This is a genomic window from Albimonas marina (assembly GCF_029223255.1).
Taxonomy (GTDB): Bacteria; Pseudomonadota; Alphaproteobacteria; order Rhodobacterales; family Rhodobacteraceae; genus Albimonas.
The window spans coordinates 618,467-644,342 of the sequence record NZ_JARHUC010000003.1 but is presented as its reverse complement, the minus strand read 5'-3'; the positions used below and the strand labels follow the sequence as shown (position 1 = coordinate 644,342).

The window sequence follows — 25,876 nt, the reverse complement described above, 5'->3', positions numbered from 1 at the left end:
CGGCGCCCCGTCCGAAGCGCCCCCGCGCCCCCCGCCGCGGTCCGGGCGCGGCGCATGAAAAAGCCCGCCGCGCTCCGGGTGGAGCGCGGCGGGCGATGGCGTCAGGGACGCCGGATCAGAACGGCAGCTTCATGCCCGGCGGCAGGGGCAGGCCCTCGGCGGCCTTGGCCATCTCGGCCTGGGCGGCCTCGGCGGCGCGCTCCTGGGCGGTCTTGATGGCGGCGACCACCAGGTCCTCGACCGCCTCGCGGTCCTCGGGCACGAAGAGGGAGGGGTCGATGGACAGCCGCTTCAGCTCGCCCTTGCCCGTCACCCAGGCCTTGACCATCCCCGCGCCGGCGTCGCCCTCGACCTCCAGCGCCTCGACCGCGGCCTGGGCCTCGGCCATCTTGGTCTGGAACTCCTGCGCCTTGGCCATCATCTTGGCCATGTCGCCAAGGTTCCCAAGTCCCTTCAGCATGATGTCGTCCTTTCTTCAGGCGGAGCGTCGGCCTCTCCCGCCCATCCATGTCCTGCCGGGGCGCCTCGCGGCCTAGTCGCCGTCGAACGCGTCCACCGGCTCCCATCCGTCCCAGTCCTCGTCCTCGGGGGTCTCCTCCCATTCGGGCGCGGTCTGGGTCTCCTCCGGCTCCTCCGACGCGCCGAAGGCGCGGGTGGCGAGGATCTCGGCCCCCGGAAAGGCCGCGATGGCGGCCGCGACCAGGGGATGCTCCTTCAGGCGGGCGTGCAGGTCGTCGCGCTCGGCGGCCTCGCGCTCGCGCACCGTGGGGGCGCCGCCGCCCGATTCCACCGCCACCATCCAGCGCGAGCCGGTCCAGGCCATCAGCCGCTGGGCGAGGTCGGAGGCGAGGCTCTCGGGCGCGTCATGGGCGGGTTCGAAGACGATGCGCCCGGGCTGGTAGGAGACCAGGCGCACATGCGCCTCCAGCTCCACCAGCAGGCGGGCGTCGCGCTTGTCGCGCACCAGCTCCAGCACCGCCTCGAAGGTGGTCAGGGCGGCCACGGCCTCGGGCAGCGGCGGCGCCTCGCGCCGCGCCACGTCGGGCGAGGCCGCGGCCAGCGTCGGGCGCGGCGCGCTCTGGGCGCGGGGCGCGGCGGCGGTGGCGGGCGCATGGGCGGGCGTCGCCGCCCCCCCGTTCGCCGCCGCGCGCATCTCGCCGCCCTGCCCGCCGGATGGCGCGCCCATGGCCGGTCCCGCCGAAGGCCCGCCGCCGCCCGGCCCCGCCGGCGCCGGGGCGCCGGGGCCCGCGGGGGCGCCGCCCTGCTCGGTCAGCCGGCGCACCAGGTCCTCGGGGCTCGGCAGGTCGGCCACGTGGGTCAGGCGGATGATCGCCATTTCGGCGGCCATCATCGGGTTGGGGGCGCCCGCGGCCTCCTCCATCGCCTTGAGCAGCATCTGCCAGGCGCGGGCCAGCGGGCGCAGGCCCAGCCGGGCGGCGAAATCGCGGGCGCGGGCCTGCGCCTCGGGGCCCGCGGTGGGATCCTCGGCGGCCTCCGGCGTGACCTTGGCGATCGAGATCCAGTGCGTCACCTCCGCCAGGTCCCGCAGCACCGCCAGCGGATCGGCGCCGGCCGCATACTGCTCCGACAGCTCCGCCAGCGCGCCCGCGCAGTCGCCCTTCATCACCGTCTCGAAGAGGTCCAGAACCCGCCCGCGGTCGGCGAGGCCCAGCATCGCGCGCACCTCCTCGGCCGAGGTCTCCCCCGCGCCGTGGGCGATCGCCTGGTCGAGCAGCGAGAGCGCGTCGCGCACCGAGCCCTCGGCCGCCCGCGCGATCAGCGCCAGCGCGTCCTCGGCGACCTTCGCGCCCTCCATCCGGCAGATCTTCGCCAGGTGCGCGATCATCACCTCCGGCTCGATCCGGCGCAGGTCGAAGCGCTGGCAGCGCGACAGCACCGTCACCGGCACCTTGCGGATCTCGGTGGTGGCGAAGATGAACTTCACATGCTCGGGCGGCTCCTCCAGCGTCTTGAGCAGCGCGTTGAACGCGCTGGTCGAGAGCATGTGGACCTCGTCGATGATGTAGACCTTGTAGCGCGCCGAGGCCGCGCGGTAACGCACCGACTCGATGATCTCGCGCACGTCGCCGACGCCGGTGCGCGAGGCCGCGTCCATCTCCAGCACGTCGACATGGCGGGATTCGGCGATGGCGCGGCAGGGCTCGCAGACGCCGCAGGGGGCGACGGTGGGCCCGCCCTGCCCGTCGGGCCCGATGCAGTTCAGCCCCTTGGCGACGATGCGCGCGGTGGTGGTCTTGCCCACGCCGCGCACGCCGGTCAGCACGAAGGCATGGGCGATGCGGTCGGTCTCGAAGGCGTTGCGCAGGGTGCGCACCATCGCCTCCTGCCCGATCAGGTCGGCGAAGGTCTGCGGGCGATGCTTGCGCGCCAGGACCTGATAGGCGGCGCCCTCGGCGGAGGGGAGGCTCATCGGCGGCGGGGCGGCGTCGTCGGCCATGCGCTCCCTCTCGGGCGGGTGGGATCGTGGGGTCCTCGCCCTGCCGGGCCCTGGCGGCCGTGCGGACGGGCGGGCGCGCCCGCGGTTCAGAGGGTAAGGACCGCGGGGGGCCGCCGCAAGGCGCCCCGTCCCCGCGGGGCGGCCGTCGCCGCGGAACGGGCGCCGCTCCGGAGCTTAGAGCCCGCGGCGAGACCCTCGGAAACGACGAAGCCGCCCCCGGGGGAGCGGCTTCGCTGGGTGAGAGGCTGAACGCGACCCAAGCGGGACTCGTTACGGCTGCTTCCTTCCGGACCTGACCGGGTTGGCGAGGCGCTCGCCCACGCCAACCTCTCGAGACGCGAGATACGTCGAGCGCCGCCCGGTTTCAACCCCCTCGCATCGCCCGCCCGCGTCGCAGTCGGTCGCGCCCCCGCGCATGCCGAAGAAATCGGATGCCCCCGTTTGCGCCGCCCCGCCTCCGCTGGCCCGCCTCCATCACCCCATGCGCCCGCCCGCCGGCCCGCGCCCGCCCGCCGAACGCACCGCCGCGAGCGCCTGTTCTTCGGAGCCGTCCGTCGCTGATGCCGTAAAGAGCGAGTCGGGGGGAGGGGTCCAGGATCGCGAAGCGACCCCCGAAGGGGGCTTGTCCTTGACCCCTCCCCCCGACTCGCTCAGGCATCGTCAGCGACGGACGGATCCGAAGGACAGGCGCGGCCCTGTTCTTTGGTGGGTTCCCGAAGCTCCCCCGCGCGCAGCGCGCAAGCCGAGCGAGCCCCGCCTCGCGAGGCCCTCGCCCCAAGCGCAGCACCCGCCCCGCGCCGCGGGCCGAACGCCCCCCATGGGCGGGCCCCCCGACGCGGCGCCCCCTCCCGCACGCTCCGGCTTGCCCCCGCCGCCCCCCGCGGTCCATAGAGTCCCCCAAACAAAGGTTTGCGCCGAGGGGAGGCCGCCCAAGATGCCCGATCCGATCATCCCGGAAGAGACCATCGCCTTCGCCGGCGGGACCCGCGACCGCGCGGACCGCATGCGCGGCGACGCCGCCCTGATCCGGCGCTTCTGGAACGATCCCGAGGCGCGGGTGCTGCCGATGTGGCGGGGCAAGCCGCTGCTGGTCGCGGACGGCGCGGACCTGGGCCTGGGCTGGCTGCCCTCCGATTCCCCGATGCTGGAGGTGGCGAAGGAGACGCCGGTGTTCCTCGGCCTCGAGGATGCGGGCGGGCGTCCCTGCGGGCGCTTCGCCCTCGACGTCTCCGCCTGGGAGGATCCCGCCGCCCCCGACGGCCCGCCGGGCACGTTCCGCGACGAGACGGTGAACCGCCACCCCGACCTGCCCGACACCCACGCCTTCCTCGACCTGCGCCAGGAGATGGCGCGCCTGTCGGTGCAGGACGCGGCGGACGCCTCGACCGCCAAGGGCGTGCTGGAATGGCACCGCTCGCACCGCTTCTGCTCGCGCTGCGGCCAGCCCTCGGCGATGGTCCACGCCGGCTGGCGGCGCGAATGCCCCGCCTGCGGCGCCCAGCATTTCCCGCGCACCGACCCGGTGGTGATCATGCTGATCACCCGCGGCTCTAAGGTGCTGGTGGGCCGCCAGACGATGTGGCCGCGGGGCATGTGGTCCCTGCTCGCGGGGTTCATGGAGCCGGGCGAGACGCTCGAGGCCGCCGTGCGCCGCGAGGTGGACGAGGAGGCGATGATCCGGGTCGGCCGGGTGATCTACGTGGCCTCCCAGCCCTGGCCCTTCCCCGCTTCGCTGATGATCGCCTGCGCGGGCGAGGCGCTGGACGAGGACATCCGCATCGACCCGGCCGAGCTGGAGGCCGCGATGTGGGTCGAGAAGGACGAGATGCGCGAGGCGCTGGCCGGCCGGCATCCGCAGATCGCCCCCGCCCGCGCCGGCGCCATCGCCCGCTCGGTGCTCGAGGCCTGGGTCGACGGCCGGGTGCCCGAGTTCCGCTGAGCCCCGGCGCGCCGTCTCGTCGCCGGGCCCTCCCGTCTCCGCGCCGTCGCGCGGAGGCGCCGCGTCGACCGTCGCGCCCCGGGCTCGCGTCTCGCCCGCGGCGCGCGGCAAGGGCCTGCGCCGGCCGCTCCCGTCTCCCGCCGGTTTCCGACGCGCAGCCGTCCCCGGATCGCAGGGCGCCCCGCGCGCCCCTTCGGCGACGGGTCGTCCGGGCGCAGCGCCCGCCCTGCGCCGCGGGCGCGAGGCCGGGACCTGCGCGACGTCCGCCGCGGCGCTCGGCAAGCGGGGAGCGGGGAGCGGGGAGCGGGGAGCGGGGAGCGGGGAGCGGGGTCCCTCGCCTGGATGCGCGCTCGCGTCGACCCCGTCGCGCCTGGCCGTCGAACTGCGGCGCCCTGACGCATCGGGGGTTCCCCCGTCGGCTCATCTCCCTTACGTTGCGTTCCCGGCCGGCGCCTGCGCCGGACCCGCTCCGGCGCGCCGGCCCTCCGCATGAGCCAATCTGGGAGGATGCGACATGCGCATGGAAGACGTCGAACTTCAGGCCCGCGCGCTCTTCGACGAACTCGGCCCCCGCGCCATCGCCACCGCGGCGCAACGGGCCGCCCAGCTCGAAAGCGAAGGCGACCGCGAGGAAGCCAGCAACTGGCGCCGCATCCAGCAGCGCCTGACCGAGAAGCGCGGCGCGCGCCAGAGCTGACGCCGCCGCGCCAGAGCTGTCGACTACGCTTGCGTCCTGAAATGCGAGGCGGACCTCCGGGTCCGCCTCTTTTCCTGCGCGGTCAGTGGGAATGCTCCGCAGCGGGTTCGAAGGACCGGGCTCATCCTGCCCGCCCCGCGCCGCCGAGCGACCGCCGGATGCGCTCGCTCGGAGCCTCGGAGCGGCTCGCAGCCGCCCGGCATCGCGAACCGACCTGAACGCTCATGCGTAGGGGCGCGGCGCGGACGCCGCAGGCTGACGCGTCCCCGGGCGCACGGCGCCGTCGGAGCGCCGCGCCCTACGAAGGATCGCGGCGCGCGCGGGGCGAGGCGAAGCCCGCTCTCCGCCCCGCCGCCGGGCGCCGGGCACCACGCCGCCCCGGAATCGAAAGAGCCGCCCCGGGGGGCGGCTCCTGCAGATCCGGCGCTCAGCGTCGGGATCAGTTCTGAAGCGTCGCCAGGTAGGCGATCAGGTCGGCGCGGTCGTCGGCCTTCTTCAGACCCGCGAAGCCCATGGCGGTGCCCGGAGCGACGCCCTTGGGGTTCTCGAGGAAGTGGAACAGGTTCTCCTTGGTCCAGGTGTCGCCCACCTGAAGCAGGGCGCCCGAGTAGCCGAAGCCGTCCACCGCGTCGACCGCGCGGTCCACCACGCCGTCGAGGTGCGGGCCGGTGCCGTTAGAGCCGTCCACCTTGTGGCAGGCCTTGCACTTGCCGAAGATGCGCTCGCCGCGGCTGGGATCGCCGGCGGCCAGCAGCGCGGCCACGTCGACTTCCTGCTCCTCGCCGCCGCCGGCCTCTTCGACCTCCAGCGCGTAGGCGTAGTGATGCTCGTCCCCGTGAGAGGCGGGGTGGAAGATCAGGTCGGCGAAGAACTGAACGCCGAGATAGACCAGAAGCGCGCCCACGCAGGCGCCGACGATCTTGTTGATCTCCATCGTGTCCATAACGGTCCAGACCCCTTTTCGTTCCTTGCCCGGCGCTCGCGTCGTGTATCGCTCGAGGCCCGTTTCGCCCCCCTCCCGGGGCCGGCGCGCGGATGCCGCGGCCGGCCGGCGAGGCGCGGCTGGGTGAGCGATCTCCTACCCGCTTCCCGCCGCCCCCCGCAAGGCGTATAAGGCGCGACCCATTGACCGGAGAAAGCTTTCTCTCGGGCGCGCCCGCGCCCGCGGGACCGCACGGAGCTCATGACAGACGCCCACGACCGCACCGACCGGACCCCGGAGATCTCGCCCGAGAAGACCGTCGAGAAGATCGCCTTCCAGGGGGAGCCGGGGGCCTATTCGCACCTCGCCTGCAAGCAGGAGCACCCCGAGCTCGAGCCCCTGCCCTGCCAGACCTTCGAGGAGGCCATCGCCGCGGTGAAGACGGGCGAGGCGAAGCTCGCCATGCTGCCGGTGGAGAACTCCACCTACGGCCGCGTCGCCGACATCCACGCGCTGCTGCCCGGCTCGGGCCTGTTCATCATCGGCGAGACCTTCGTGCCGGTCGCGATCCAGCTGATGGGGCCGAAGGGCGCCAAGCTTTCGGACGTGAAGTCGGCGATGAGCCACACGGTCCTGCTGGGCCAGTGCCGCGAGTTCCTGGCCGAGCACCGGATCCGCGCGATCACCGGCGCCGACACCGCCGGCTCCGCCCGCCAGGTGTTCGAGGCGAACGACCCGACCCAGGCCGCGCTCGCCTCCGAGCTCGCCGCCGAGATCAACGGGCTCGAGATCCTCGCGCGCGACGTGCATGACAACAAGCACAACGCCACCCGCTTCCTGGTGATGTCGCGCCAGAAGGTCGAGGCCGAGCCTGCGACGCCGAAGGTCCTGACCACGTTCATCTTCCAGGTCCGCAACGTGCCCGCCGCGCTCTACAAGGCGATGGGCGGCTTCGCGACCAACGGCGTGAACATGGTCAAGCTCGAGAGCTACATGGTCGACGGCTCCTTCACCGCGACCCAGTTCCTCGCCGACATCGAGGGCCACCCCGACGATCCCGGCGTGCGCAACGCGATGGAGGAGCTGGCCTTCTTCACCTCCTACCGCCGCATCCTGGGCGTCTACCCCGCCCACCCCTACCGCGAGGCGGTCCGCCTGATCGTCTGAGCGGCCCGCGGCGCCCCCGCCGCCGATCCGGCCGCGCGCCGGTCCCGGGCGAGGGAGGCGCCGCGGCCGCCGTCGCGCCCGCCCCGGCGCCTCGCCCGCGGCGCAGGGCGGGCGGCGGTCCCGGCCCCGCCGTCTCCGCCCGCGGCCGTCGCGCCGGGCGCCCCGTCCGCCGCGCGCCGCGGGCGGAGCGGTCGGGCCGGGGGCGAGGGTCGACGCGGCGCCTGCGCGTCCGGCCGGGCGCGCGGCGCGCAAGAAAAAGGGGCGGGGCCGTCGCGCGGCCCCGCCCCTTGTCGCCCGGAGGCTCGGTCCGGCCTCAACCGAACATGAAGTCGTGATGGTCGAGGTCGCCGATGTCGGCATCCTTGATGCGCACCAGCATGTCGCCGTCGAACTTCACCACCACGTCGCCGTTGGCCTTCTCCTTCAGGGTCAGGTCGGCGAAGCCGTCGGCATTGCCGGCCACGTGGAACGAGTCCTCGTCGTCGGTGAAGTCCACGACCTTCGCCTTGCCGCCGGCGCCGATCAGGAAGGTGTCGTCGCCGTCGCCGCCGATCAGCCGGTCCTTGCCCAGGCCGCCGTCGAGCACGTCGTCGCCATCGCCGCCGAACAGCGCGTCGCTGCCCTTGCCGCCGAACAGGAAGTCGTCCGCGCCGCCGCCGATCAGCAGGTCGGCGCCGGAATTCCCGTAGAGCTCGTCGGCGAAGCCCCCGCCGCGCAGCTCGTCCGAGCCCGAGCCGCCCATCAGCACGTCCGAGCCCTTGCCGCCGTCGAGGTAGTCCTTGCCGTTGCCGCCCGAGAGCCAGTCGCCCCCCCAGCCGCCGTGCATCTCGTCCTTGCCGTTCTCGCCGACCAGCTTGTCGGCGCCGTCGCCGCCTTCCAGCAGGTCCTTGCCGTTGCCGCCCTGCAGGAGGTCGTCGTCGTCGCCGCCGTAGAGCGCGTCCTTGCCGTTGCCGCCGAACAGGCGGTCGTCGCCCTGCCGGCCCCAGAGGGAATCGTGGCCGTTCTCGCCATGCAGGCGATCGTCGTTGTCGAGGCCGTAGACGGAATCGTGTCCGTTGCCGGCGAACTCGACGATGGGATCATGCTTGGGGTCGGCCATGGGGCGGCTCCTCTTCTTCTGTCTTGCACGCAGTCGGGGCTGGGGCGCCCGGTCGTCCTGCGAAAGGGGGGCGACCCCGCAAGGGCCGCCGATGCTTATGAACTTGCATCGCGAGACGGCCGGCCAAGGGCGGGAACGTGTCCCATCCCGGACCATTCGGCGCCCGGTTCCGCCTCATTCACGCTTGTCGCGCCCGTCCGGCCGCGCCGCCGCCGCGGGGCGGGACCCCCTCCCGCGATTGACACTTGCCGCGCGACTTGGTCCCGTCCCCCCAACCAGATTCAGGAGGAGCCCGACCCGCCATGACCCGCCTTGCAGACGCCCTGTCCCTGACGCGCGGACCCGCCTGGAAGAACCGCTTCATGCTGGCGCCGCTGACCAACCAGCAGAGCCACGCCGACGGCACGCTTTCGGACGACGAATACCGCTGGCTGACCCTGCGCGCGCAGGGCGGCTTCGGGCTGACCATGACCTGCGCCGCCCATGTCCAGCCCTCGGGCAACGCCTTCGCGGGCCAGCTCGGCATCTTCGGGGACCAGCACCTCGAGGGGCTGACGCGCCTCGCCGACGGGATCCGCGCGGCGGGCTCCGTCTCCTCCGTCCAGCTCCATCATGGGGGCATGCGCTGCCCCAAGACGCTGGTGGACGACGTGGTCGCCCCCTCCGACGACGCCGAGACCGGGGCCCGCGCCCTGACCACGGCCGAGGTCGAGCAACTGCGCGACGACTTCATCGCCGCCGCCGTGCGCGCCCAGAAGGCGGGCTTCGACGGGGTCGAGATCCACGGCGCGCATGGCTACATCCTCTGCGCCTTCCTCTCGACCCAGTACAACCGTCGCGACGACCGGTACGGCGGCGCGCTGGAGAATCGCGCCCGCCTGACGCTCGAGATCCTCGACGGCATCCGCGCCGCCTGCCGTCCGGACTTCCAGGTGGGCCTGCGCCTGTCGCCCGAGCGCTTCGGGATGGAGCTGGCCGAGATCCGCGACCTCGCCGCCGAGGTGATGGCGGGCGGCAAGCTCGACTATCTCGACATGTCGCTGTGGGACGTCTTCAAGAAGCCCATGGACGAGGGCTTCGCCGAGCGCGACCTGCTGGGCTGGTTCACCGACCTGCCCCGCCACGGCACGAAGCTGGGCGTGGCCGGCAAGCTGATGACCGCCGCCCAGGCGCAGGAGACGCTGGACCGCGGCTGCGACTTCGCCGTGATCGGGCGCGCCGCGATCCTGCGCCACGACTTCCCCGACCGGGCGATCGCCGACGCGGGTTACGTCTCGCCGGCCACCCCGGTCTCGGAGGCGCACCTGCTGGCCGAGGGTCTGTCGCCCTCCTTCGTGCAGTACATGCGCAACTGGAAGGGCTTCGTGGAAGAGGCCGAGTCGGCCGCCTGAGCCGACCGCCCTCCCCCCTCGCGGCCCCGCCCCCGGGCGACCGCGAGGGGGGGCGCGCGCTCACGTCCTCGCGGGTGCGCTTGAACTGGAGGGGGGCGCGGCCTAACCCTTTAGAGGACGGAGACAAGGGAGATCCGCCGATGCCGCAGCGCCCCGCCGACAGACGCCCCGCAGCCCTGACCGACGCCGCCCCGGCGCGGGCGGACGCGGCCCGCGGCGCGACGCCGGCCGAGACGCTCGCGATCCGGGCGCCCCACGCGCTGTCGCGCCGCGAGCTCGCCTTCGGCTTCGCCGCCTTCGGCGCCGCGATCGGCCTCGCGCCGCGCGCCCTGCGCGCCGCCTCGGGCGACGCCCCCGCCGGCGCCGCCCCGGCCGCGAACGCGGACGGCGTGATCGTCTCCCACGGCATCTCCACCTTCGGGAATCTGAAATACCCGCCCGATTTCAAGCATTTCGACTTCGTGAACCCCGACGCGCCCCAGGGCGGGACCTGGTCGGGCCGCGGGACCTCCGCCTCGAACACCTTCGACAGCCTCAACCCCTTCATCCTCAAGGGCGAGGCCGCGCAGGGCATGGGGGCGCTGTTCGACACGCTGCTGGTCGGCTCCCCCGACGAGATCGACGCCGCCTACGGCCTGCTCGCCGAGACCCTCGAATATCCCGAGGACCGCTCCTGGGTGCTGTTCCGCCTGCGCCCGGAGGCGCGGTTCTCCGACGGCTCCCCCGTCACCGCCGAGGACATCAAGTTCACCTTCGAGGCGCTGCGCGACCAAGGCCACCCGTCCTACCGCATCCAGTATCGCGACATCGAAAGCGCGACGGTGGTCGAAGACCTCGCGATCCGCTTCGACTTCAAGCCCGGCGTCGCCACCCGCGACCTGCCCGCGATCGTGGGTGGCCTGCCGGCGCTGTCGAAGGCCTGGTGGGCGGAGCGCGACTTCTCCGCCTCCACGCTCGAGCCGATGCTGGCGTCGGGCCCCTACGAGGTCGAGCGCGCCGAACCCGGCCGCCGGATCATCTACCGCCGGCGCGCCGACTACTGGGGCGCGGACCTGCCGGTGAACGTGGGCGGCAGCAACTTCGACCGCTACGTGTTCGAGTACTTCAAGGACTACACGGCCGCCTTCGAGGCCTTCAAGGGCGGCGCCTTCACCTTCCATGAAGAGTTCTTTTCGAAGACCTGGGCCACGGAATACAACTTCCCCGCCCTCCAGAAGGGCTGGGTGAAGCAGGACCAGATCCCCGACGGGCGCCCCTCGGGCACCCAGGGCTTCTGGTTCAACATGCGCCGCCCCCAGTTCCAGGACCCGCGCGTGCGCGAGGCGCTGAGCCTGGCCTTCGACTTCGAGTGGTCGAACAAGACCCTGTTCTACGGCCTCTACGACCGCACCGTCTCCTTCTTCGGCAACTCGCCCATGGTGGCCGAGGGGATGCCGTCGGAGGCCGAGCTCGCCCTGCTCGAGCCGCTGCGCGACGAGCTGCCGGCGGAGGTCTTCGAGGATCCCGCCTACATGCCCCCCGTCTCCGACGGCTCCGGCTCCGACCGCCGCCTGCTGCGGCGGGCGATGAAGCTGCTCGACGAGGCCGGCTGGACGGTGAAGGACGGCATGCGGGTCAACGCCGAGGGCCAGCCCCTGCGGGTCGAGATCCTCGACGACAGCCCCACGTTCGAGCGGATCATCGGCCCGATGATCGCCAACATGCGCAAGATGGGCGTCGACGCCAGCCTGCGCGTCGTCGATCCCGCCCAGTACCAGCAGCGGCAGGAGGATTTCGACTACGACGTGGTCCCCGGCCGCTTCGTGATGTCGATGACCCCGGGCCAGGGCCTGCGGCCCCTGTTCTCCTCCGAAGCGGCCGACAAGCCGGGCACGCCCAACCTCACCGGCCTCGCCAACCCGGCCGTCGACGCGCTGATCGAGAAGGTGATCGCCGCCGACAGCCGCGAAAGCCTCGACGTGGCGGCCCGCGCGCTCGACCGCGTGCTGCGCGCGCTGCACATCTGGATCCCCAACTGGTACAAGAGCCGGTACAACATCGCCTTCTGGGACGTGTTCGGGCGGCCCGACAGCCCGCCCCCCTACTCCCGCGGCGACGAGTACTGGTGGTGGGACGAGACGAAATACCAGAAGCTCAAGTCGGAGGGCGCGCCGCTGTGACCCCGGAAGAGACCCTGATCCTGATCGGCTTCGCCGGCGCCACCGCCGCCGCGGCCCTGCTCGGCGCCGGACGCCGCCCCGAGCGCGAGCCCATCCGCGTGCCGGTCGACCGGCCGCGCCGCCGCCCCGACACGGCCGAGACCGACCGGACCGACGCCTGAATGGGCGCCTACATCCTTCGCCGCATCCTGCTGATGATCCCGACCCTGTTCGGGATCATGGCGATCAATTTCGCGGTCATCCAGTTCGCGCCGGGCGGCCCGGTGCAGCAGATCATCTCCCAGCTCAACGACCCCTCCTCGGCCACCGACCGCTTCACGGGCGGCGGCGGCGGCGAGGCGGGCGGCGGCGGCGGCGGGCCCGCGAGCTCCGAGTACCGCGGGGCCCAGGGCCTCGACCCCGACTTCATCGCCGATCTCGAGAAGCAGTTCGGCTTCGACCGGCCCCCGCTGGAGCGGTTCGGCCTGATGATCTGGAACTACCTGCGCTTCGACTTCGGCGAGAGCTACTACCGCTCGATCTCGGTCATCGACCTGGTCCTCGAGAAGATGCCCGTCTCGATCAGCCTCGGGCTGTGGACGACGCTGCTGGCCTACCTCGTCTCGATCCCGCTGGGCATCCGCAAGGCGGTGCGCGACGGCACCGTCTTCGACGCTTGGACCTCGGCGGTGGTGGTGGTGGGCTACGCGATCCCGGGGTTCCTGTTCGCGGTGATGCTGCTGATCTTCTTCGCCGGCGGCAGCTACTGGCAATGGTTCCCCTTGCGGGGCCTCGTTTCGGACGGCTTCTGGCAGATGTCGACGGGCGCGCAGATCCTCGACTACTTCTGGCACATCACCCTGCCCGTCATCGCCATGTCGATCTCGGGCTTCGCCACGCTGACGCTGCTGACCAAGAACTCCTTCCTGGACGAGATCCGCAAGCAGTACGTGGTCACCGCCCGCGCCAAGGGCCTGTCGGAGCGCAAGGTCCTCTACGGCCACGTCTTCCGCAACGCCATGCTGATCGTGGTGGCGGGCTTCCCGGCCGCCTTCATCTCGATCTTCTTCACCGGCGCCTTCATCATCGAGATCGTGTTCTCCCTCGATGGGCTCGGCCTGCTGGGCTACGAGAGCATCGTGAACCGCGACTACCCGGTGGTGTTCGGCACGCTCTATCTGTTCTCGATCCTGGGCATGGTGGTGAAGCTGATCTCGGACCTGACCTACGTGTGGATCGACCCGCGCATCGACTTCGAGAGCCGCGAGACATGACCCGGCCCGAGACCCCGCCCGAAACCGTGGCCGCGCTCGACGCGGTCGCCCCGACCGAGACCCCGGCCGGCCCCGCGCCCGCGCCCGCGCTGGTTCCGCCGCCGCGGCGCCGGCTGTTCCAGCTCGACCCCCTGCAGAAGCGGCGCTGGGACAACTTCCGCTCCAACCGCCGGGCCTTCTGGTCGCTGTGGGTCTTCCTGGTCCTGTTCGTCGTCTCGCTGTTCGCCGAGTTCGTGGCCAACGACAAGCCGTTCCTGGTCATGTACCGGGGCGAGGCGATGTTCCCGATCTTCGAGTTCCACCCCGAGACCGACTACGGCGGCGACTTCGAGACCGAGGCCGACTACCGCGCCATCGAGGTGCGCTGCCTGATCCTGACCGGCGGGCTCGACGCCTGCTTCGACGACCCCGAGGGGCTGATCGCCCAGGTCGAGGCCGGCGAGGAGATCGAGGGCGCCCATCCCGGCTCGATCTGGTGGCCGCTGATCCCGTTCAGCTACGACACCATCTCCTACGGGGTTGAGACCGCCCCCTCGCCCCCCGACGCGACCCACTGGCTGGGCACCGACGACCAGGCGCGCGACGTGCTGGCGCGGGTGATCTACGGGTTCCGCATCTCGGTCCTGTTCGGGCTGGCGCTGACCGCGCTTTCGACCGTGATCGGCGTGGTGGCGGGCGCCTCGCAGGGCTATTTCGGCGGCTGGGTGGACCTCACCTTCCAGCGGGTGGAGGAAATCTGGTCCGCCATCCCCACCCTGTTCCTGATCATGATCATCGCCGCGATCATCGAGCCGACCTTCTGGTCGATGCTGATCCTGCTGTCGCTGTTCCAGTGGACCGCGCTGGTGAACGTGGTGCGGGCCGAGTTCCTGCGCGCGCGCAACTTCGAGTACGTCCGCGCCGCCCGCGCGCTGGGCGTCGGGGACTGGACGATCATGTTCCGCCACCTGCTGCCCAACGCGATGGTGGCGACGCTGACGATGATGCCCTTCATCCTCACCGCCTCGATCTCGACGCTGGCGACGCTCGACTTCATCGGCTTCGGCCTGCCGGCCTCCTACCCCTCGCTGGGCGACCTCGCGCTGCAGGGAAAGAACAACCTCCAGGCGCCGTGGCTGGGCTTCACCGCCTTCTTCACCTTCGCCATCATGCTGTCGCTGCTGGTCTTCGTCTTCGAAGGCGTGCGCGACGCCTTCGATCCGCGAAAGGCGTTCCGATGAGCCGCCTCCTCGACGTCCGCGACCTCGCCATCGGCTTCCGCAACCGCGAGGGCGTGAGCCAGGCCGTCCACGGCGTCTCCTTCCATGTCGAGCGCGGAGAGACGCTGGCGCTGGTGGGCGAATCCGGCTCCGGCAAGTCGATCACCGCGCTCTCCACCGTGGGCCTCCTGCCCGACACGGCCGAGGTCTCGGGCTCCGTCCTCTACGACGGCGCCGAGATGGTCGGCGCGCCCGAGCGGGAGCTTCGGCGCGTGCGCGGCAACGACGTCAGCTTCGTCTTCCAGGAGCCGATGACCTCGCTCAACCCGCTCCACACGATCGAGCGCCAGATCGGGGAGAGCCTCGCCCTCCACCAGGGCCTGAGCGGCGCGAAGGCGCGCGAGCGCACGCTGGACCTGATGCGCAAGGTCGGCATCCGCGACCCGGAGGAGCGGCTGGGCGCCTATCCCCACCAGCTCTCGGGCGGTCAGCGCCAGCGGGTGATGATCGCCATGGCGCTCGCCAACGGCCCCCGGCTGCTGATCGCCGACGAGCCGACCACCGCCCTCGACGTCACCATCCAGGCCCAGATCCTCGACCTGCTGAAGCAGCTTCAGCGCGACGAGGGGCTGTCGATGCTGTTCATCACCCACGACCTCGGCATCGTGCGCCGCATCGCCGACCGGGTCGCGGTGATGAAGGACGGCCATATCGTCGAGACGAACGCGACCGCCCCCCTCTTCGCCGACCCCCAGCACGCCTACACCCGCAAGCTGCTGGCGGCCGAGCCGAAGGGGACCGCGCCCCCCGCCCCCGCCGACGCCCCCGTGGTGGTCGAGACGCCGGGCCTCAAGATCTGGTTCCCGATCCGCCGCGGCCTGCTGCGCAAGACCGTGGGCCACGTGAAGGCCGTGAACCACGCCCAGATCGCCGTCCATGCCGGCGAGACGCTGGGCATCGTGGGCGAGAGCGGCTCGGGCAAGACCACGCTCGCGCTCGCGCTGATGCGGCTGATCTCCTCCGACGGGCCGGTGGTGTTCCTGGGCGAGGACATGCAGGGCCGCGACGCCAAGGCCCTGCGCCCGCTGCGCCGCCAGATGCAGATGGTCTTCCAGGACCCGTTCGGCTCGCTCAGCCCCCGCATGACCATCGAGCAGATCATCTCCGAGGGGCTGACCGTCCACCAGCTGCCCGGCGTCGACGATCCCCGCGCGGCGGTGGCCGAGGCGATGACCGAGGTCGGCCTCGACCCCGCGATGATGGACCGCTACCCGCACGAGTTCTCCGGCGGCCAGCGCCAGCGCATCGCCATCGCCCGCGCGATGATCCTCAAGCCCAAGCTGCTGGTGCTGGACGAGCCGACCTCGGCCCTCGACATGACGGTGCAGGTGCAGATCGTCGACCTCCTGCGACGACTGCAGACGCGACACGGGATGGCTTATCTGTTCATATCCCACGACCTCAAGGTCGTGAGGGCCATGTCGCACAGGGTGATCGTGATGAAGACCGGCGACATCGTCGAAAGCGGAACCGCCGAGGAGGTGTTCTCCGCCCCCCGCACCGACTACACGCGGGAGCTGATGCGCGCGGCGCTCGGCGGCGCGGCGGCATGATCCGGTTCCTCGGCAGGAAGGGCGACGCGGCCGAAACGGGGGGCGAGGTCTTCGTCGACCACACCCATCTCTACCTCGGCGCCACCTGCCGCCTGCTCGACGCGGACGCCGTGTCGCCCGCCGGCAACCCGGTGCGGGTCGAGTTCTCCGACGGCGTCGTCGCCTCCGGCCGCGCCGCGGCGATGCCCGGCGGGCGCACGAGGCTCGAGGTCGCGGCCTACCGCACCTCGAAGGGCGCGCGCATCGGCGCCAAGGCCTGGATCCTGGAGCCGAACCCCGAGGACGCCGACCAGTTCCGCGTCCGCGCCAGCGGCGACTGACGCCGGCCGAAGCGCTCTCCTTCAGCGAAGCCGCGCGTCGACCCGCGCGCCGGCCGCGCCGCCCCGCCCGCGCGGCCCCGACGCGACGCGCCCCTGGCCGGCCGGGCCCCGGCCTCGCGCGCCGCGCCCCTCCCCGCCCGCGCCGCCGCCCGCCGCGCCGCGCGGGCGCGACCGCCCCGACGGCGCCTCGCCCGACGCGCGGCTCCCCTCGCCCCCGCTTGCGCGCCTCCGCCGTCTTGCCGCGTCGGCCCCCGCGCGCTATCCCCCGCGCGTCCCGCTCCCTGACGCAGAGGCCGCCGCCATGATCCCCCGTTACGCCCGCCCCGAGATGACGGCCGTCTGGACGCCCGAGACCAAGTTCCGCCTGTGGTTCGAGATCGAGGCCCACGCCTGCGACGCCCAGGCCGAGCTGGGCGTGATCCCCAAGGAAGCCGCCGCCCAGGTCTGGACCGCGAAGGACATGACCTTCGACATCGAGCGCATCGACGAGATCGAGCGCGAGACCAAGCACGACGTCATCGCCTTCCTCACCCACCTGGCCGAGCTGGTGGGCCCGCAGGCGCGCTTCGTGCACCAGGGGATGACCTCGTCCGACATCCTCGACACCTGCTTCAACCTGCAGCTGGTCCAGGCCGCCGACATCCTGATCGCCGACGTCGACGCCCTGCTCGCCGCCCTCAAGCGCCGCGCGTTCGAGCACAAGGACACGGTCCGCATCGGCCGCTCCCACGGCATCCACGCGGAGCCCACCACCATGGGCCTGACCTTCGCGCGCTTCTACGCCGAGATGAAGCGCAACCGGAACCGGCTCGAGAAGGCCCGGTTCGAGATCGCCACCGGCGCGATCTCCGGCGCCGTGGGCACCTTCGCCAACATCGACCCGTTCGTCGAAGAGCACGTCTGCAAGGCCATGGGCCTGGAGCCCGAGCCCATCTCCACCCAGGTGATCCCCCGCGACCGCCACGCCGCCTTCTTCGCGGCGCTGGGCGTGGTGGCAAGCTCGATCGAGAACATCGCCATCGAGATCCGCCACATGCAGCGCACGGAAGTGCTGGAGGCCGAGGAGTTCTTCTCCCCCGGCCAGAAGGGCTCCTCGGCGATGCCCCACAAGCGCAACCCGGTGCTGACCGAGAACCTCACCGGCCTCGCGCGCATGGTCCGCGGCTACGTGGTCCCGGCGCTGGAGAACGTGGCGCTGTGGCACGAGCGGGACATCTCCCACTCCTCCGTCGAGCGCTACATCGGCCCCGACGCCACCATAACCCTCGACTTCGCGCTGGCCCGCCTGACCGGCGTGATCGACAAGCTGGTGGTCTACCCCGAGAACATGCTGGCGAACCTCAACAAGTTCAAAGGCTTGGTCCACTCGCAGCGGGTGCTGCTGGCCCTGACCCAGGCCGGCTGCTCGCGCGAGGACAGCTACCGCCTGGTGCAGCGCAACGCCATGAAGGTGTGGGAGCACGGCGCGGACTTCCTGACCGAGCTGAAGGCCGACCCCGAGGTGACCGCCGCCCTGTCGGACGCCGAGCTCGAGGAGAAGTTCGACCTCGGCTACCACCTCAAGCGCGTCGACGTGATCTTCGACCGGGTCTTCGCCGAGGACTGATCCCCCTGGGCCGAGCCCCACGACAAGGCGCGCCGCGGAGCCCCCGCGGCGCGCCTTTCGCGTTCCGGGCCCGGCCCGCGCCGCGGGATCGCCCTCCGCCCTGCGAGCCGCCGTCCGCGCGAACCGTCGCGGCCGATGAAACCGATCGCGCGTTTCCTACGTATCTGATGCGAGAGACCAGGAGACGTAGCGTCATGAGCCAGCCGAACATCCATCGTCGCCGTTTCTTCGCGCTGGGCGCGGGCGCCCTCGCGCTGCCGCACATGGCCCGGGCCGCCGGCGCCACCGCCCATGCCTTCGTGTTCGAACCGCTGGAGGGCGCCGGCCAGCGCATCGCGCTCGCCGACTACGCGGGCCGGCCGGTGCTGGTGGTCAACACCGCCTCGCGCTGCGGCTTCACCCCCCAGTACGACGGGCTCCAGGCGCTGTGGGAGACCTATCGCGAGCGCGGCCTGGTGGTGGTGGGCGCGCCCAGCCGCGACTTCGGCCGCCAGGAATACGAAGACGAGGGCGCGATCAAGGACTTCTGCGAGGTCAACTTCGCCATCGACTTCCCGATGTCGGGCCTGGTGCGCGTGAAGGGCCCGCAGGCCCACCCGTTCTACGCCTGGGCCGCCGCCGAGGGCCGCGGCCGCGACCTGCCGGCGCCGCGCTGGAACTTCCACAAGTACCTGATCGGCCCCGACGGCGGGCTGGCCGGCGCCTGGGACAGCGCCGTGGACCCCCAGTCGGCCGAGCTCACCGAGACCATCGAGGCCCTGCTCCCCGCCGGCTGAGCCGACGCCCCCCGGCCGACCTTCGCCCGTCGCAGCCAGGCGCCGCGTCGACCGTCGCGCCTGCCGCCTCCCCTCCGCCCGCGGCGCGCCCCGGCCGGGGCGCCCGGACCAACCGGCGCCCGGCCGCGGATCTCCCGCCCCCTCCTGCGGACGCGGATCGCCCCGGACCGCGCAGCCGGGAGTCAAGACCGCCCGACGAAAACGGCCCGCCGCGCGACGCGCGGCGGGCCGGTCTTTTCGGCGCGGCGGGGGTCAGGCCCCCGCCCCGCCTCACCAGTCGTATTTCCAGTTCACGCCGACCGAGGAGCCGTCGGCGCCGCTGGTCTCGGCGTCGACGGTGACATGCTCGAACACGTCCACCTCGACCTCCACCGAGGTCGCGCCGCCGTCCACCGGCTGCTTCACGCCCACGTAGACCCCGTCCGCCACGTTCTGCCCGGCCGAGATCGAGGTCCCGTCCCCCGTCGCGTCCACCGCCAGCACGTCGAGCCCCACCGCCGAGCGGACCCGCCCCAGCGCGCCCTCCCCGCCGGAGGCGAGCGTGGCGACGCCGGCGGCGAGCTGGATGCCCTGCGCGGCCGTCAGGCTCTGGCGGTTGGTCCCGAAGATCACCCGCGGCAGGACCTCGTCCTCGGGCAGCGCGGGCACCGACTCGAAGGCGAGCTGCGGGTCCGAGGCGCTGCCCCGCACCGCGATCCGGCCCAGGATGTCGGCGCGCTCATGCTCGAAGGCGACGTCGAGCTGCGGGTTGATCTCCGGCCCGCCCAGGAACTTCACCTGGCTGCGCACCAGGTCGAAGTCCCGGCCGAGGAAGTCGAGCGTGCCGCGCACGCCCGCAACCTCGCCGGTGATCCGGGGCGAGGCGGCATAGCCTTTCACCGCCAGGTCCACCCGCCATTCCGAGGTCAGGCCGCGCCCGCGCACGAAGATGTTCCCCGGCGCCACGATCTTGAGCTCGAGCGTCGGGCCGCCGTCGGCCTCGGGCTCCGCCTCCTTCGGGGGCTCGCCCTTGATCTCCACCTCGCCGAGGTCCGGCAGCGACGGCGGCGTGGCGTTGACCAGGCGCACCTCGGCCCGGTCGATCCGGATCTCTCCGGTCACCGCGGGGGCGATGGTGGGGCCCTCCACCCTGATGTCCGTCGAGACCGCGGCGGTCACGTCGTCGCGGCGCACCAGCACCGCCTCGCGCGTGGTGGCCGAGGCGGTGATCTGGTCGCCCACCAGGTCCACCGTCGCCTCCACCGGCCCGCCCGCGCCGTCGGTCGCGGTCAGCCGCACCCGCAGCCCGCCCCCGTCGCGCAGCGTCGAGCGGACCTGCATGTCGTCGAGGATCGTGCCCGTCTCGAGGTTCTGGTAGGTCCCGTCGATCAGCTGGATGCGCCCCGCCGGCTGCGGCGCGTCCAGCGTGCCGGTCACCTTCAGGTCCACGTCGAGCTCGCCCGTCAGCACGTGGTCGGGCAGCGGCAGCAGCGGCCAGATCGCCTCGGCCCGGCCCTGCCAGATCACCGCGGCGTCGATCTGCGCCCCCGGCGGCGGCGCGGGGACCATCCCCGCCGGGCGCAGCGGCAGGGCCGCGGTCACCCGCACCCCGTCCTGGCCGAAGGGCCCGCGGATCACGCCCTCGGCGTTCATCATCCGCCCGTTCCAGTCCGCGTCGAAGTCGACCGCGAGCGCCCCCTCGTCCACCGTCAGGTTCGAGAAGCCGAGGTCGCGCGCCTGCCCCGTCACCTTCGCCCGGGCCGAGCCCGGCCGCGTGTCGAAATCCGCAGACACCTGCACCGAGCCCGAGTCCACCGGCGCGTCCACGATCCGCGCCAGCGCCGGCAGGTCGCCGATGGCGAGCTCGAGGTTCCCCTGCGCGCCGCCCGAGGACAGCGTCGCCGTCCCCGTCAGCCCGCCGCCGGGCAGCGAGACGTTCAGCCCCTGCACCTCGGTCGTCCCGCCCGAGAGGCGCACGTTCAGCGGCCCCTGTTGGGCCACCACCACCTCTCCGGCCGAGAGCGAGAGGGTCGAGACGGTGATCGTCTGCGGGTCGCCGTCGAGCTTGCCGCGCCCGTCCACCCGGATCGCGATCGGCTCGTCGTCGGCCGTGGTCCCCGCCCCGTCGACCGAGAAGCTCAGCGCCTCCAGCCCGCCCTCGGCCCGCGCGGTCACCCGGCTCAGCGCCGCCGCGCCGGGCACGTCGACGGTCGAGGCGACGACGGTCGCCTTGCCGCGCGGCGCCTCGATCAGGTTCGACCCTTCGGCGTCCACGGTCACCGTGGCGATGGTCGCCCCGCCCGCGTCGATGCCGCTCGCCACCGCCTTCGCGGTCGCCTGCGGGGCGGCGATCAGGTTGGAGCCCTGGGCGTCCAGCGTCACGGTGCGCACCGTGGCCCCGCCCGCGTCCACGCCGCTCGCGGTCGCCTTCACCGTGGCCGAGGGCGCGCCCATCAGGTCGCTTCCCTGCGCCGCGATCTCCACCGTGCTCACGCGCGCCCCGCCGGCGTCGATCCCGCCGATCGTGGCCGTCAGCTCCGCGCTGCGCCCGGTGGTCAGCCCCTCGGCCGTGGCGGAGGCGTCCAGCGTCTCGACCGACACCCCCTCCGCCGCGAGGCTCCGGGCCCGGATCGAGGCCTCGCCCCGCCCCTCGCCCAGCAGATCCTCGCCGCGGGCGTCGAAATCGACCCGCGCCACCGTCGCGCCCTCGGCGGCGATCCCCTCGGCGTAGCCCACCGCGCGGGCGGAGGGATCCTCGACCAGGTTCACCCCGTCCACGGTCACGTCCAGCACCGCCACCTCGGCGCCCTGCCCCGAGGCGTCCTCGGCCAGCAGCCGCACCGTGCCCTGGGGCGCGCCGGTCAGGTCCTTCAGATCCGCCTCCACCGTGACGCGGGCGAGCCGCGCCTCGTACTGGGGGGAGGTCGCCTCGGTCACCACGGCCTTGGCGCGCACCGCGGGGGCGCCGGTCAGGTCGGTCGCCTCGCCGGTCAGCTCCAGGCGCTTCACGCGGGCGACGTCGGCGACGGGGTTCTCGGCCTCGGCCTCCTTCGCCGCATCCGCGGCCGCATCGGCGGTCTTGTCGGCCACGCTCTCGGCGCCGGCCTCCTGCGTCGCCTCGGCCGCCGTCTCGGTCGCCTTGCGCGCGCCGGCGGCATGCAGCACCGCGTCCTCGGCCGCCACCGCGAAGGCCGCCGTCGCGTTCTCGCCCAGCGCGTCGCGCACCGTCACGTCGAGGTCGGCGAAGGCCAGCTCCCCGTCATATCCCCGCAGCCCGTCCGCCCGGCCCACCAGGTGCACGTCCTGCTTGCCGTCGGGCGTGGTCAGGTCCAGGTCCGCCTTCAGCGACCCCTCCAGCGGCGCCCCCGCGAGGTCGGAGAACGCGCCCAGGTCCGCGACCTCGACCGTCAGCGTCCCCTTGGTCAGGGTCGTCGCCAGGTCCACCTCGGCCGAGCCCGTCATGACCGTGCCCATCGCCTGCCCGTCGAGGTTGGTCACGCTCAGCGTCTCGCCCTCCAGCGAGAAGTCGGTGGCGATCTTCGCCGGCCCGTAGGGGGAGCCCGAGGCGTCCACCGTCACGTTGCCCGCGATCGTCTCGCCCACGGTCACGTCATGGCTCACCGCCACCGTGCCGTAGTCCTCGCCCTGGAAGGTCAGGTCCTCGCCCGCCGCGCGCCCGGTCAGGTGCAGGGCCGAGAACGGCCCCTCCGCCCGCCCGTCGACCGCGAGCCGCCCGCCCGCGACCTGGTCGTAGGCCGCCGCCACCGGCGCGAGATCGGGCGTCGAGACCTCGTAGTCCAGCGCCGCCGTCTGCTGCGCCACGTCCGCCTGCCCCTGAGCCGAGACCGACAGCAGCGGGCTTTCGATCGACAGGGTCTCGAGCCGCGCCTGCTGGCTCTCCAGCCCCCAGACCGCGCGGACGTCGAGCTTCGTGTCGCCCATGATCTCCGGCCCCAGCCGGTCCAGCCGCACGCCCGTCGCGTCGCCGTCGGCGGTCACCTCCAGCTCCTGCCCGCGCACCGTCGCCGCCACCTCCAGCGCCGCCGAGCCGATGTCGGCGGGCTGGGTCGCGAGCCCCCGCAGGGTCAGCGCGCCCGAGGCGGTGAAATCATCCGGCACGCCCTTCAGCGCGCCGTCGAAGCCGACGGCCTCGAAGTCGACCCCCTCGGCCACCTCCGACATCACCGCGCCGGCGGCCAGCCGCAGGTCGAAATCCATCTCCCCCGTCTCGCGCCGGTAGGTGCCGATGGCCGAGGCCTGGATCGAGGGCGAGGCGAAGGAGCCGGTCTGGATCCGCACCACGCCCTCGTCGTCCTCGCGCACCGACAGGTCGAGGATCGCCCGATCCCCCAGCGCCGTGCGCGCCTGCTCCGACAGCTCCGGCCCCGGAACCAGCGCCAGCGCCGCGTCCACCGCCACCGGCGCCTGCGCGTCGATCACCGCGTTGCCGTCGACGCGGATCACCTGCTCGACCTCGGCGGCGAGCTCCAGCTTCCAGTCCACCAGCGGGCCAGAGGCGTCGAGGGTCACGAAGCTGGCCGAGGTGTTGGGCAGCCCGCCCATCACCGCCACCAGCCCGCCCGGCGCCTCCTTGGCGTTCAGCGCCAGCTTCAGGCTCTCGTCCGAGAAGTCGCGCACGTATTCCAGCGCGATGTTCCCCTCCACGTCGTCGGTGCGCACGACGTCGAGCTTCAGGCTCTGGATCTGCCCCTCGTCGCGGAAGGATCCCGTGGCCTCGAAGGCCAGCGACTGCGGCGCGAACACCCCCTCGGCCACGAAGGCGTCGACCAGGCGCAGGCTCTCGACCCGCACCGTGATGGGGGAGCGCGGCCAGGCGAACGGGTCGAACCCGGCCTGGTCGAGCTCGGAATCCTCCACCACCTCCACCTTCGGCGGCGTCGGCGTGCGCAGCACCCGCATCCCCGTCAGCGCGATGTCCGAGATCTCGACCTCGCCGCGCAGGATCCGGCTCGCGTTCCAGCGCAGCGAGGCGCTCTGCGCCTCGAACCACACGCCCTCGCCGTCGGCGATTTTGATGCCGCGCAGCTCGGTCTGGCCCTCGTCGTTCTCCTCGACCCCGTCGGCGGTGATCTCGAACTCGCCCTCGACCGAGATCTGCGACAGCACGAACTGCACCAGCCCGTTCTTCAGCCCCAGCAGCGAGAACTGCGCCGCCGCCGGCTGGGCCGCCAGCATCGCGGCCGCCAGCGCCAGCGGCGCGAGGAGGCTCAGGATCGCACGCCGCATCAGTAAGCCTGTCCGATGGAGAAATAGAACCCGAAGGCGTCGTCGATCTTCCGCCCGTTCAGCGGGAAGGCGAGGTCGAAGCGGATCGGCCCCACGGGCGAGTAGTACCGCCCGCCGACGCCGGCCGCGTACTGCACCCCGTCCGAGAAGTCCGGCGCCACCGCCGTCGAGACCGAGCCCGCGTCCACGAAGGCCACCACGCCGATGTCGCCGTAGACCCGCGCGCGCGCCTCCACGCTCAGCTCCACGACCGAGCGTCCGCCGGTGGGATCGTTGTTGCGGTCGATCGGCCCGATCATCTGGTCGCCGTAGCCGCGCACCGAGCCGCCGCCCCCGGAATAGAGCCGCTTGGTCAGCGGCACGTCGTTGAGGTTCTCGGCGAAGATCGAGCCCAGCCGCCCCCGGCTTGCCAGCACGTAGCGATGCTCCTCGTCGATGGGCAGGTAGCCCGAGACGATGGTCTCCGCGCGCAGGAACTGGGAATCGCCCCGGTCGCGGAAGGCGTAGTAGGGCGTGCCGTAGATCGCGGCCCGCACCCCCTCGGTCGGGTTCAGCAGGTCGTCCGAGCCGTCGTAGCGCACGTAGGCCGGCAGGCCCAGCAGCACCACGTCCTCGGAATAGAGCTGGTCGTTGATGTTGGAATACTCGACCAGCCCGCCGCCGCCGAAGGTCCAGTAGCGGGCGCGCTCGCGCTCGAGCCCCGCGCTCAGCGTGGCGCCGGTCTCGTCGTAGGCGTTGTCCTCGATGTGGCGGGCCTGGGCGAAGCCGGTCAGGGTCTGGCGGCGCTGGAGGAACTGGGGCTTGCGCCCCTCCACCGTCAGGCTCTGCTCGCTCTGGCCCAGCACGCCGGTCACGTCCACCCGCTCGCCGCGCCCGAAGAGGTTGCGCTGGGTGTAGCCCGCGCGCGCCTCGGGGCCGCTGTCGGTGTTGAAGCGCAGGCCGGCGGTCGCGGTGTTGCGCGGCCCCTCGACCACGTCCACCAGGATCGGGACCGCGTCGCCCGAGGCGCCGGAGGGCGGCTGGTCGGGCACCTTCACGATGACCGAGTCGAACAGCTCCGTCTCCATCAGGTCCGACTGGTACTGGCGCAGGTCGCGCCGGTCGACCGGCCGCCCGTGGCGGAAGTCGCGGTAGCCGCGGATGTGCTGGGGCACGACCTTGTCGGTCCCCGAGACCTCGATCTCCCCGTATTCGGCGTAGGGCCCGGGATCGACCGAGGTCTCGATCTCGATGGTCCCCGCCTCCATGTCCGCGATCGCCCGCCGCCCCTGGAGCTTGGCCCAGGGCCGCCCGTCGTAGAGCAGCGCCGCCACCGCCTTGTCCTCGGCCGCCAGGATCTCGCCCGCGTCCGCCCGCCGCCCGACGGGGGAGCCCGCCTGCTCGGGCGTCATCAGGTCGAGCTTCCGACGCCGGCTCGGATCGCCCACCACCACGAACTCGTGACGCGTCAGGCGGAAGGCCGGGCCGGGATCGATGATCACCCGCGCCACCGCCGTCTCCCGCGGGCCCGCGGGCTCCGCGCCGGGCGTCCCATCCTCGTCGGCCGGGTCCGCCGCCTCGTCCTCGTCCGATCCGAAGAGCTGGCCGAAGGTGTAGGAGGGGACGGGCTGCGGCTCGCGGCGCTCCGGCGCGGCCTGCGCCGTCTCGGCGGGCGCCTCCTCGCCGGTCTTCTCCACCTCCACCTTCACCGTGGGGCGGTAGTAGCCGAAGCTGCGCAGGATCTTCTTGGTCGCCTCCACGTCCTGCTCCGCCCGCCGGCGCAGGATCGCGAGCGAGGGCGCCCCGTCCTCCTGCCGGCGATAGAGCGAGAGCGATTCCTCCAGCGCCGAGGTCGCCTCGTCGCGGGGCGAGCCGACCAGCTCCACCTCGTATTCCACCGCGCTCTCGGGCTCGGCGAATTCGAGGGGCGGGAAGTCGCCCTTGCGCTCCCCGAACAGGCCGCAGCCGCCCAGGGAGAGCGCGAGGGCGAGGGTCGTGCAGGCCGCGGCGCGGCGCGCGAGGGTCGGGCCGGAGGCCCGGGCGATCGTGCGGTTCATGCGCGGATTTTCACC

At 72.8% G+C, this 25,876-nt stretch carries 18 protein-coding genes and 1 other RNA gene; 12 read left to right on the top strand and 7 right to left on the bottom strand.

Going from position 1 to position 25,876, the window contains the following annotated elements:
* Nucleotides 1–115: 115 nt before the first annotated feature.
* From P2H44_RS10600 to ffs, 3 genes are all read right to left on the bottom strand, one after another.
* The gene (locus P2H44_RS10600) at nt 116–460 is read right to left on the bottom strand and encodes a YbaB/EbfC family nucleoid-associated protein (RefSeq protein WP_275763492.1); all 345 of its coding nucleotides are present in this window, start codon (nt 458–460) and stop codon (nt 116–118) included.
* Nucleotides 461–532: 72 nt separating this feature from the next.
* Complete coding sequence (locus tag P2H44_RS10595; protein ID WP_275763491.1) at nt 533–2,458, bottom strand: DNA polymerase III subunit gamma/tau; 1,926 nt, start codon at nt 2,456–2,458, stop codon at nt 533–535.
* Between the two features lie 236 nt (nt 2,459–2,694).
* Nucleotides 2,695–2,790, bottom strand: an RNA gene (gene ffs, locus P2H44_RS10590) — signal recognition particle sRNA small type.
* A 602-nt stretch (nt 2,791–3,392) separates the two neighbouring features.
* Here ffs and nudC point away from each other — a divergent pair.
* A complete protein-coding gene (gene nudC, locus P2H44_RS10585) occupies nt 3,393–4,397 on the top strand; it encodes an NAD(+) diphosphatase (RefSeq protein WP_462976278.1) in 1,005 nt (334 codons plus the stop codon).
* Nucleotides 4,398–4,911: 514 nt separating this feature from the next.
* Entirely contained in the window at nt 4,912–5,094 is a 183-nt protein-coding gene (locus P2H44_RS10580) for a hypothetical protein (protein WP_275763490.1), read from the top strand.
* Nucleotides 5,095–5,533: 439 nt separating this feature from the next.
* Here P2H44_RS10580 and P2H44_RS10575 read toward each other — a convergent pair whose 3' ends face one another.
* Nucleotides 5,534–6,037: a c-type cytochrome gene (locus P2H44_RS10575; RefSeq protein WP_275763489.1), complete on the bottom strand. Its 504-nt coding sequence runs from the start codon at nt 6,035–6,037 to the stop codon at nt 5,534–5,536.
* A gap of 240 nt (nt 6,038–6,277) precedes the next feature.
* On the opposite strand from P2H44_RS10575, the gene P2H44_RS10570 reads away from it, so the two are divergent.
* A complete protein-coding gene (locus P2H44_RS10570) occupies nt 6,278–7,183 on the top strand; it encodes a prephenate dehydratase (RefSeq protein WP_275763488.1) in 906 nt (301 codons plus the stop codon).
* A 313-nt stretch (nt 7,184–7,496) separates the two neighbouring features.
* Here P2H44_RS10570 and P2H44_RS10565 read toward each other — a convergent pair whose 3' ends face one another.
* Complete coding sequence (locus P2H44_RS10565) at nt 7,497–8,282, bottom strand: calcium-binding protein (protein WP_275763487.1); 786 nt, start codon at nt 8,280–8,282, stop codon at nt 7,497–7,499.
* A gap of 302 nt (nt 8,283–8,584) precedes the next feature.
* Here P2H44_RS10565 and P2H44_RS10560 point away from each other — a divergent pair, with 302 nt between their 5' ends.
* From P2H44_RS10560 to P2H44_RS10520, 9 genes are all read left to right on the top strand, one after another.
* On the top strand, nt 8,585–9,673 hold the full coding sequence (locus P2H44_RS10560) for an NADH:flavin oxidoreductase (RefSeq protein WP_275763486.1): 1,089 nt from the start codon (nt 8,585–8,587) through the stop codon (nt 9,671–9,673).
* A 140-nt stretch (nt 9,674–9,813) separates the two neighbouring features.
* Complete coding sequence (locus tag P2H44_RS10555; RefSeq protein ID WP_275763485.1) at nt 9,814–11,832, top strand: extracellular solute-binding protein; 2,019 nt, start codon at nt 9,814–9,816, stop codon at nt 11,830–11,832.
* Nucleotides 11,829–11,993, top strand: a complete 165-nt coding sequence (locus P2H44_RS10550; protein ID WP_275763484.1) for a hypothetical protein — start codon at nt 11,829–11,831, stop codon at nt 11,991–11,993. The genes P2H44_RS10555 and P2H44_RS10550 overlap by 4 nt, the downstream gene beginning before the upstream one ends.
* Nucleotides 11,994–13,085 carry a microcin C ABC transporter permease YejB gene (locus P2H44_RS10545; protein WP_275763483.1) on the top strand — a complete coding sequence of 364 codons (1,092 nt, stop codon included), beginning with the start codon at nt 11,994–11,996 and terminating at the stop codon, nt 13,083–13,085.
* Nucleotides 13,082–14,305, top strand: coding sequence for an ABC transporter permease (locus P2H44_RS10540; protein ID WP_275763482.1), 1,224 nt, complete (start codon nt 13,082–13,084; stop codon nt 14,303–14,305). The genes P2H44_RS10545 and P2H44_RS10540 overlap by 4 nt, the downstream gene beginning before the upstream one ends.
* The gene (locus tag P2H44_RS10535; RefSeq protein WP_275763481.1) at nt 14,302–15,897 is read left to right on the top strand and encodes an ABC transporter ATP-binding protein; all 1,596 of its coding nucleotides are present in this window, start codon (nt 14,302–14,304) and stop codon (nt 15,895–15,897) included. The genes P2H44_RS10540 and P2H44_RS10535 overlap by 4 nt, the downstream gene beginning before the upstream one ends.
* Nucleotides 15,894–16,217: a hypothetical protein gene (locus P2H44_RS10530; RefSeq protein ID WP_275763480.1), complete on the top strand. Its 324-nt coding sequence runs from the start codon at nt 15,894–15,896 to the stop codon at nt 16,215–16,217. Before P2H44_RS10535 ends, P2H44_RS10530 begins: the two co-directional genes overlap by 4 nt.
* Before the next feature lie 301 nt (nt 16,218–16,518).
* Nucleotides 16,519–17,823 (top strand): adenylosuccinate lyase, encoded by a 1,305-nt coding sequence (gene purB, locus P2H44_RS10525; RefSeq protein WP_275763479.1) that lies wholly within the window; start codon nt 16,519–16,521, stop codon nt 17,821–17,823.
* Between the two features lie 194 nt (nt 17,824–18,017).
* Nucleotides 18,018–18,599, top strand: a complete 582-nt coding sequence (locus P2H44_RS10520; RefSeq protein ID WP_275763478.1) for a glutathione peroxidase — start codon at nt 18,018–18,020, stop codon at nt 18,597–18,599.
* A gap of 270 nt (nt 18,600–18,869) precedes the next feature.
* Here P2H44_RS10520 and P2H44_RS10515 read toward each other — a convergent pair whose 3' ends face one another.
* Both P2H44_RS10515 and P2H44_RS10510 read right to left on the bottom strand, forming a co-directional pair.
* Complete coding sequence (locus tag P2H44_RS10515; protein WP_275763477.1) at nt 18,870–23,825, bottom strand: translocation/assembly module TamB domain-containing protein; 4,956 nt, start codon at nt 23,823–23,825, stop codon at nt 18,870–18,872.
* Entirely contained in the window at nt 23,825–25,861 is a 2,037-nt protein-coding gene (locus tag P2H44_RS10510) for an autotransporter assembly complex protein TamA (protein ID WP_275763476.1), read from the bottom strand. The genes P2H44_RS10515 and P2H44_RS10510 overlap by 1 nt, the downstream gene beginning before the upstream one ends.
* Nucleotides 25,862–25,876 lie beyond the last annotated feature (15 nt).

Bases quoted from the DNA above. Each gene is read 5' to 3' on its own strand.
- P2H44_RS10540 (WP_275763482.1), top strand. From the start codon at position 13,082: ATGACCCGGCCCGAGACCCCGCCCGAAACCGTGGCCGCGCTCGACGCG.
- nudC (WP_462976278.1), top strand. From the start codon at position 3,393: ATGCCCGATCCGATCATCCCGGAAGAGACCATCGCCTTCGCCGGCGGG.
- P2H44_RS10520 (WP_275763478.1), top strand. From the start codon at position 18,018: ATGAGCCAGCCGAACATCCATCGTCGCCGTTTCTTCGCGCTGGGCGCG.
- P2H44_RS10530 (WP_275763480.1), top strand. From the start codon at position 15,894: ATGATCCGGTTCCTCGGCAGGAAGGGCGACGCGGCCGAAACGGGGGGC.
- P2H44_RS10580 (WP_275763490.1), top strand. From the start codon at position 4,912: ATGCGCATGGAAGACGTCGAACTTCAGGCCCGCGCGCTCTTCGACGAA.
- P2H44_RS10575 (WP_275763489.1), bottom strand. From the start codon at position 6,037: ATGGACACGATGGAGATCAACAAGATCGTCGGCGCCTGCGTGGGCGCG.
- P2H44_RS10560 (WP_275763486.1), top strand. From the start codon at position 8,585: ATGACCCGCCTTGCAGACGCCCTGTCCCTGACGCGCGGACCCGCCTGG.
- P2H44_RS10600 (WP_275763492.1), bottom strand. From the start codon at position 460: ATGCTGAAGGGACTTGGGAACCTTGGCGACATGGCCAAGATGATGGCC.
- P2H44_RS10510 (WP_275763476.1), bottom strand. From the start codon at position 25,861: ATGAACCGCACGATCGCCCGGGCCTCCGGCCCGACCCTCGCGCGCCGC.
- P2H44_RS10545 (WP_275763483.1), top strand. From the start codon at position 11,994: ATGGGCGCCTACATCCTTCGCCGCATCCTGCTGATGATCCCGACCCTG.
- P2H44_RS10565 (WP_275763487.1), bottom strand. From the start codon at position 8,282: ATGGCCGACCCCAAGCATGATCCCATCGTCGAGTTCGCCGGCAACGGA.
- P2H44_RS10555 (WP_275763485.1), top strand. From the start codon at position 9,814: ATGCCGCAGCGCCCCGCCGACAGACGCCCCGCAGCCCTGACCGACGCC.
- P2H44_RS10595 (WP_275763491.1), bottom strand. From the start codon at position 2,458: ATGGCCGACGACGCCGCCCCGCCGCCGATGAGCCTCCCCTCCGCCGAG.
- P2H44_RS10570 (WP_275763488.1), top strand. From the start codon at position 6,278: ATGACAGACGCCCACGACCGCACCGACCGGACCCCGGAGATCTCGCCC.
- P2H44_RS10535 (WP_275763481.1), top strand. From the start codon at position 14,302: ATGAGCCGCCTCCTCGACGTCCGCGACCTCGCCATCGGCTTCCGCAAC.
- P2H44_RS10515 (WP_275763477.1), bottom strand. From the start codon at position 23,825: ATGCGGCGTGCGATCCTGAGCCTCCTCGCGCCGCTGGCGCTGGCGGCC.
- purB (WP_275763479.1), top strand. From the start codon at position 16,519: ATGATCCCCCGTTACGCCCGCCCCGAGATGACGGCCGTCTGGACGCCC.